The 4,543-nt window shown below is 65.2% G+C and carries 5 protein-coding genes and 1 pseudogene; 2 read left to right on the forward strand and 4 right to left on the reverse strand.

Annotated elements, in window-relative coordinates:
• Nucleotides 1-397: hypothetical protein (locus ACREE8_RS03185; protein ID WP_431571531.1), on the forward strand; the 397-nt coding region annotated here is incomplete at its 5' end.
• 13 nt (nucleotides 398-410) lie between these two features.
• Here ACREE8_RS03185 and ACREE8_RS03190 read toward each other — a convergent pair.
• Nucleotides 411-1,322 carry a diguanylate cyclase gene (locus ACREE8_RS03190; RefSeq protein ID WP_431571532.1) on the reverse strand — a complete coding sequence of 304 codons (912 nt, stop codon included), beginning with the start codon at nucleotides 1,320-1,322 and terminating at the stop codon, nucleotides 411-413.
• 232 nt (nucleotides 1,323-1,554) lie between these two features.
• On the opposite strand from ACREE8_RS03190, the gene ACREE8_RS03195 reads away from it, so the two are divergent.
• Nucleotides 1,555-2,688 (forward strand): FAD-dependent oxidoreductase, encoded by a 1,134-nt coding sequence (locus tag ACREE8_RS03195; RefSeq protein WP_431571533.1) that lies wholly within the window; start codon nucleotides 1,555-1,557, stop codon nucleotides 2,686-2,688.
• On the opposite strand, the gene ACREE8_RS03200 is transcribed toward ACREE8_RS03195, so the two are convergent.
• From ACREE8_RS03200 to ACREE8_RS03210, 3 genes and pseudogenes are all read right to left on the reverse strand, one after another.
• Entirely contained in the window at nucleotides 2,678-2,800 is a 123-nt protein-coding gene (locus ACREE8_RS03200; protein ID WP_431571534.1) for a hypothetical protein, read from the reverse strand. The genes ACREE8_RS03195 and ACREE8_RS03200 overlap by 11 nt on opposite strands.
• Nucleotides 2,801-2,845: 45 nt before the next feature.
• Entirely contained in the window at nucleotides 2,846-3,670 is an 825-nt protein-coding gene (locus ACREE8_RS03205) for an N-acetylmuramidase domain-containing protein (protein ID WP_431571535.1), read from the reverse strand.
• Nucleotides 3,671-3,989: 319 nt separating this feature from the next.
• Nucleotides 3,990-4,543: pseudogene (locus tag ACREE8_RS03210) on the reverse strand (D-erythronate dehydrogenase); the annotation flags it as partial.

A 4,543-nucleotide genomic window follows, 5' to 3' on the forward strand; every position in this document is an offset into this window, starting at 1 on the left:
GGCCTACACCGACGCCATCCTCGGGGTGTACGAGCTGAAGCGGGTCGATCTGCTCAAGGATGTCTTCATCTGGGCCTATGAACGCTCGGCGGCGCGTTACGCCGCCGTGCGCCAGTCGCTCGGCGAACCCGATCCGTTCCGCCTGCGCCACCGCGCGGCGCTGCAGGACATCGTCGGCGAGATCGTGCGCGCTCCCATGGATCGCAAGACCGCCGCCGCCCATATCGTATCCTGGGTCGGGCAGCATATCGACGACCCCGACCGCGAGCGCTTCCGCGAGCTGGCAGAGCGCGAGGTTCTCGGGCTGCATGAGGGAAACTTCGCCCGCTACCGCATCCGACCGTCCGACTTTGCGGCGTGGCAAGCCATTTGGGAAGCGAAAGCAGCGCGTCCCTAGAGAGACGTTTCCGCTACGCGGCCGATGCATCCATCTGAACGCGGTCCCTGCCTTGGGACTTGGCGGCGTATAAAAGCCCGTCGGCGCGCTTCAAGATCGCTGCCGGATCTTCCGTGCTCGGATTGCCGTCCGCACCCGGATTGGCGCGGGTCAGGCCGATACTCACGGTGATGGAGATCTTTCCTCCGTCAACCTCCACGGCCGTGCCCCTGATTGTCCTCAGAAGCCGATCGCAGGCTATTCTCGCCCCCTCGATATCCGTCTCCGGGAAGATGGCAGCGAACTCCTCCCCGCCCAGGCGTCCCGTCCTGTCGACGGTGCGCAGCTCGTGATCGAAGTGACGGGCCAGGGCGCTCAGCACTTTGTCCCCGGCCTCGTGGCCGTATTTGTCGTTGACGCGCTTGAAGCGATCCACATCGATCATCGCCACCGACAGCGCGCGCCCGTAGCGGCGGCTCCGGGCCCATTCGACGTCCAGGTTTTCGAGGAAGTGGCGCCGATTCGACAGACCGGTGAGCGCGTCCGTATTGGCCTGGGCCTGGAGCGCTTCATAGGCCTGTGTCAGCTCGCGGGTGCTGACCATGCCGATGAGCCTGTCGCCCTCCAAGACCGGAAGATGACGGATGTGGTGGGCTTTCATCAGGGACAACATGTCGGCGACGCCCTGACCACCCGAGCAGGTGACGACAGATCGCGTCATCACATCGCTGACGGTCCTTTCGGCCACGTCGTCGTATTTGGCGATTGCCCGAGCGAGATCGCGCTCCGAGACGATGCCGACGAGTTTCCCGCCGTCATCGGTGACGACCAGGGCGCCCACATTGTGGGACGTCATTCTGCCGGCAGCTTCCCGAAGGGAGCTGTCCGGCTGGACGCACTTCGCGTCCGTCCCCGTCCTCCCCGCAAGCAGGTCGCGAATGAGCATGGATCAACCTCGGCGATGTGGTCGATCGGCGAATGGAGCCGTCGTGAGCCAGGATCACGGGTATTGGTTAATAACTGGATACTCAATGAACAAGACGTGCTCTCTCAGCCGTTAGATGCTGATCGCCGCCGCGATCATCGACGGGATCATGTCGCTCTGCTTCGGGCCGATCTCGTCACGGGTTGAGCGTCACGACGGCAAGGGCTACAAGAACCGATCATAGGAATCAGAGATGCCAATGACATACGACGTGGCGATCGTGGGTGCCGGCATCTTCGGCCTGTCGACGGCCTATGAGCTGGCGCGACGCGGCCACTCGGTCCTGGCGATCGATCGATTCGGCAGCGGCCATCCCGCGACCTCGTCGACGGGGGCTTCCCGAAGCATCCGGATCGCCTACGACCATCCGTTCTATGTCGAGTTGGCGCTGGAGGCGATCGAGAGCTGGCGACGGCTCGAGGCCGAGACCGGGCAGACGATCCTGCATCTGACGGGCCAGGTCGACCTGGGTCCGCAAAGCAAGCTCGAGGAGCTGACGCGGACGGTCCGTGCTGCGGGCGCGGCCATCGAGGAGATGGATGCCGCCGAGCTGCGCCGCCGCTTTCCGGAGATTGCGCTATCCCGTGGCGAAATCGGACTCTTCCAGCGACAGGCCGGCACCGTCATCGCGAATGCCGGCATGGCGGCCTTGCTGCGGGCCGCCAAGAAGGCCGGCGTCACCTATCTCGCCCCCGAACGCGTGGTCCGCTTCGAACCGGGAGCGACGGTCACGCTGTACACCGAAGGGCGCCACTTCGAGGCGAAGCAGGTGATCGTCGCGGCCGGCCCCTGGGCCAAGGATCTGCTGGATGGCGTCGGGCTCCCCTTGCCGCTGGCGCCTGCCGTTGCGCAGGTCACGTTCCTCGACGCTCCGGCTCTCGTCGATCGTCCCGGAATCGCGGAATGGCGGCCGAATGGTGAAACCGGAATCTATGGTCACCCCGTTCCCGGCATCGGCTACAAGATCGCCTTCGATTCCGGCGCGGCGGGTTGGCATCCCGACGTCGAGGAATGGGAGCCGGATCCGGCCGAGGAACAGCGCTTGCTGGGCTGGCTGGCTCGGCGAATGCCTTCGGTGGTGCCGAAGGTCAGCCGGACACAACGTCATCCCTGGACGATGACGCCCGATGTCGACTTCATCGTCGATCGATGGGGACAGTTCATTGTTGCCGGCGGCTGCTCGGGGCATGCTTTCAAGTTCGGCCCGGCCCTCGGCCGGCTTGTGGCGGACATCGTCGAAGGTGGCGAAGCGCCAAGCGTCACGCGGCTCGGGCGCCCCGCTTTGAGACAGTCTGCGCCGTCGCCAACGGCGCCCATTACGCGGTAGGGGCTGCCTCCGCCAGGCGCCGTTCGAGAAGCTCCAGGCGATCCTCGTCGATCTCCAGAGCTTCCTTCCGGCCCGATGACGACGCGCCCGGCGGATCTTGATCGCTGTTCATGGTTGCCCCGTCCCTGTTACCGCTCTCCCCGAAAGACCCTCGCTCCTATTTCCCGTTCAGCGCCGCCGAGGTGGCGACCGGATCATGGGTCTCGGACAGGCCCAGCGCCGCGAGGGTCTCCGGACCGGCGATGCCGGTAATCGGCAGACCCGCCTGGCGCTGGAACTCGCGGATCGCGGTGCGGGTATCGGGGCCCGACTTGCCATCCGCTTCGATCGCGGCACCCTGCCTGTTCAGCGCATTCTGGATCGCGAGCACCGAGGGTGTGACATGACCGCTGGCATATTTCGCATAGGCATCGGCCAGTTTCGTGTCGTAGCGATTCTCCGCATAACCGGGACCGTTATAGCCGCGCGCGAAGTCCGCCCAGCGCCGATCGCGCAGCTCGTCGTCGAGCTTGTTGCTGAGCACGAAACTGGCGAAGGCATCGAGATGCGCGCCTTCGGACTGGCATTGCGCATCGACGAAGGATTCGACGTCGGGGAAGCCCGCGACCTTGTGATTGACGCCGAGGATCTGGAACATGCCCCAGCTCGCCGATTTGAGCGCTGCCCCGCGATCGAGCGCGATCGCCGCCCGCAGCCGGTCATATTCGGCAGCACCGCCCTTGTAGTTCCTGACCCAGACCGCCGTGGAGATATCGGGATGCTGCCGATCGAACCGGCCCTTGGTCAACTTATGGAACCAGCGCGATTCGAACAGGATCTTGGGACGCTTGTCCGGCAGAAAGCCGGTGCGCCCGCCCGATTCCACTTCGGCGACCGCGCGAATGGCGGCGGTCTCGCAACTCAGCTTCTGGGCGACGCGCTCATAATCCGCGCTCTTCAGGGCTTCCGCGGGGCCAACGAATTCGGGCGCATCGTCCGGCATGGCGTCAATCTCCCCTTGTCGTAACGGCGCGAGCCCCAGCTGGGCCCACGGGCGTGATCCGGATGCGTGACGAGAGAAAAATCCGGCTCGAATGCTATGTCATTCGCGGGGTCGTCGGCGCCGGATTCTTTCAGGACGTTCATCATCGCCGCGCAAATGTGATCGCACAGGGTCACCGTCGCTGCCTCACATGGGAAGCCGGCAGCCGACCTTAAGTCGCTGGGCGGATGGGAGAGACCTCGTTCCTAGCGCGACCGGGCAGGGACGATGATTGGCGAGCCGATCAATGATCGGGAGGATTGGAACAGAGCACTTGCTGTCACCCGCCGAGAAAATCCTCGATATAACCGCGCACGATCGGATCGAGCGTCTCGTCCGCAGCCAGCCCCAGGCTCGTCGCGCGCTTGAAGTTCGTCGCGACCGGCCAGCCGGCGACGATCTTCTGGATGAAGGGGTCGGGGGCCACGGTGATCTCGCCGAGAGGACGGTTGCCGGCGACGCGCTTGAGGCTGTCGACCATCTGGCCGACCGTGACGTCGAGGCTGGGCAGGCCCACGGCGCGGTCAGGCCCAAGCTTCTCGGCGGGGAGCTCATAGAGCCGGATCATGTTCTCGACCGCCGTGCGATATCCGGAGACCGGCATCACCGCGTCGAGCGTCACCGGCAGCGCGCAATCGACACCGCTCAGCGGCTCGCGGAACACGCCGCTGGCGAAGCTCGAGGCCGCCTTGTTGGGCTTGCCGGGCCGGATGATGATGGTCGGCAGCCGCACCGAGCGCCCGTCGATGAAGCCCTTGCGGCTGTAGTCGTTGACCAGCAGCTCGCCGATCGCCTTGGTGACGCCGTAGGTGGTCTGCGGCGTCTGCTTGACGG

Origin of the sequence: Hypericibacter sp. (genome assembly GCF_050729195.1) — a bacterium.
In the GTDB taxonomy this organism is placed as follows: domain Bacteria; phylum Pseudomonadota; class Alphaproteobacteria; order Dongiales; family Dongiaceae; genus Hypericibacter.

What these genes read in the sequence shown, in the direction of transcription:
- ACREE8_RS03190 (WP_431571532.1), bottom strand. Translation starts at nt 1,322, where the DNA reads ATGCTCATTCGCGACCTGCTTGCGGGGAGGACGGGGACGGACGCGAAG.
- ACREE8_RS03195 (WP_431571533.1), top strand. Translation starts at nt 1,555, where the DNA reads ATGCCAATGACATACGACGTGGCGATCGTGGGTGCCGGCATCTTCGGC.
- ACREE8_RS03200 (WP_431571534.1), bottom strand. Translation starts at nt 2,800, where the DNA reads ATGAACAGCGATCAAGATCCGCCGGGCGCGTCGTCATCGGGCCGGAAG.
- ACREE8_RS03205 (WP_431571535.1), bottom strand. Translation starts at nt 3,670, where the DNA reads ATGCCGGACGATGCGCCCGAATTCGTTGGCCCCGCGGAAGCCCTGAAG.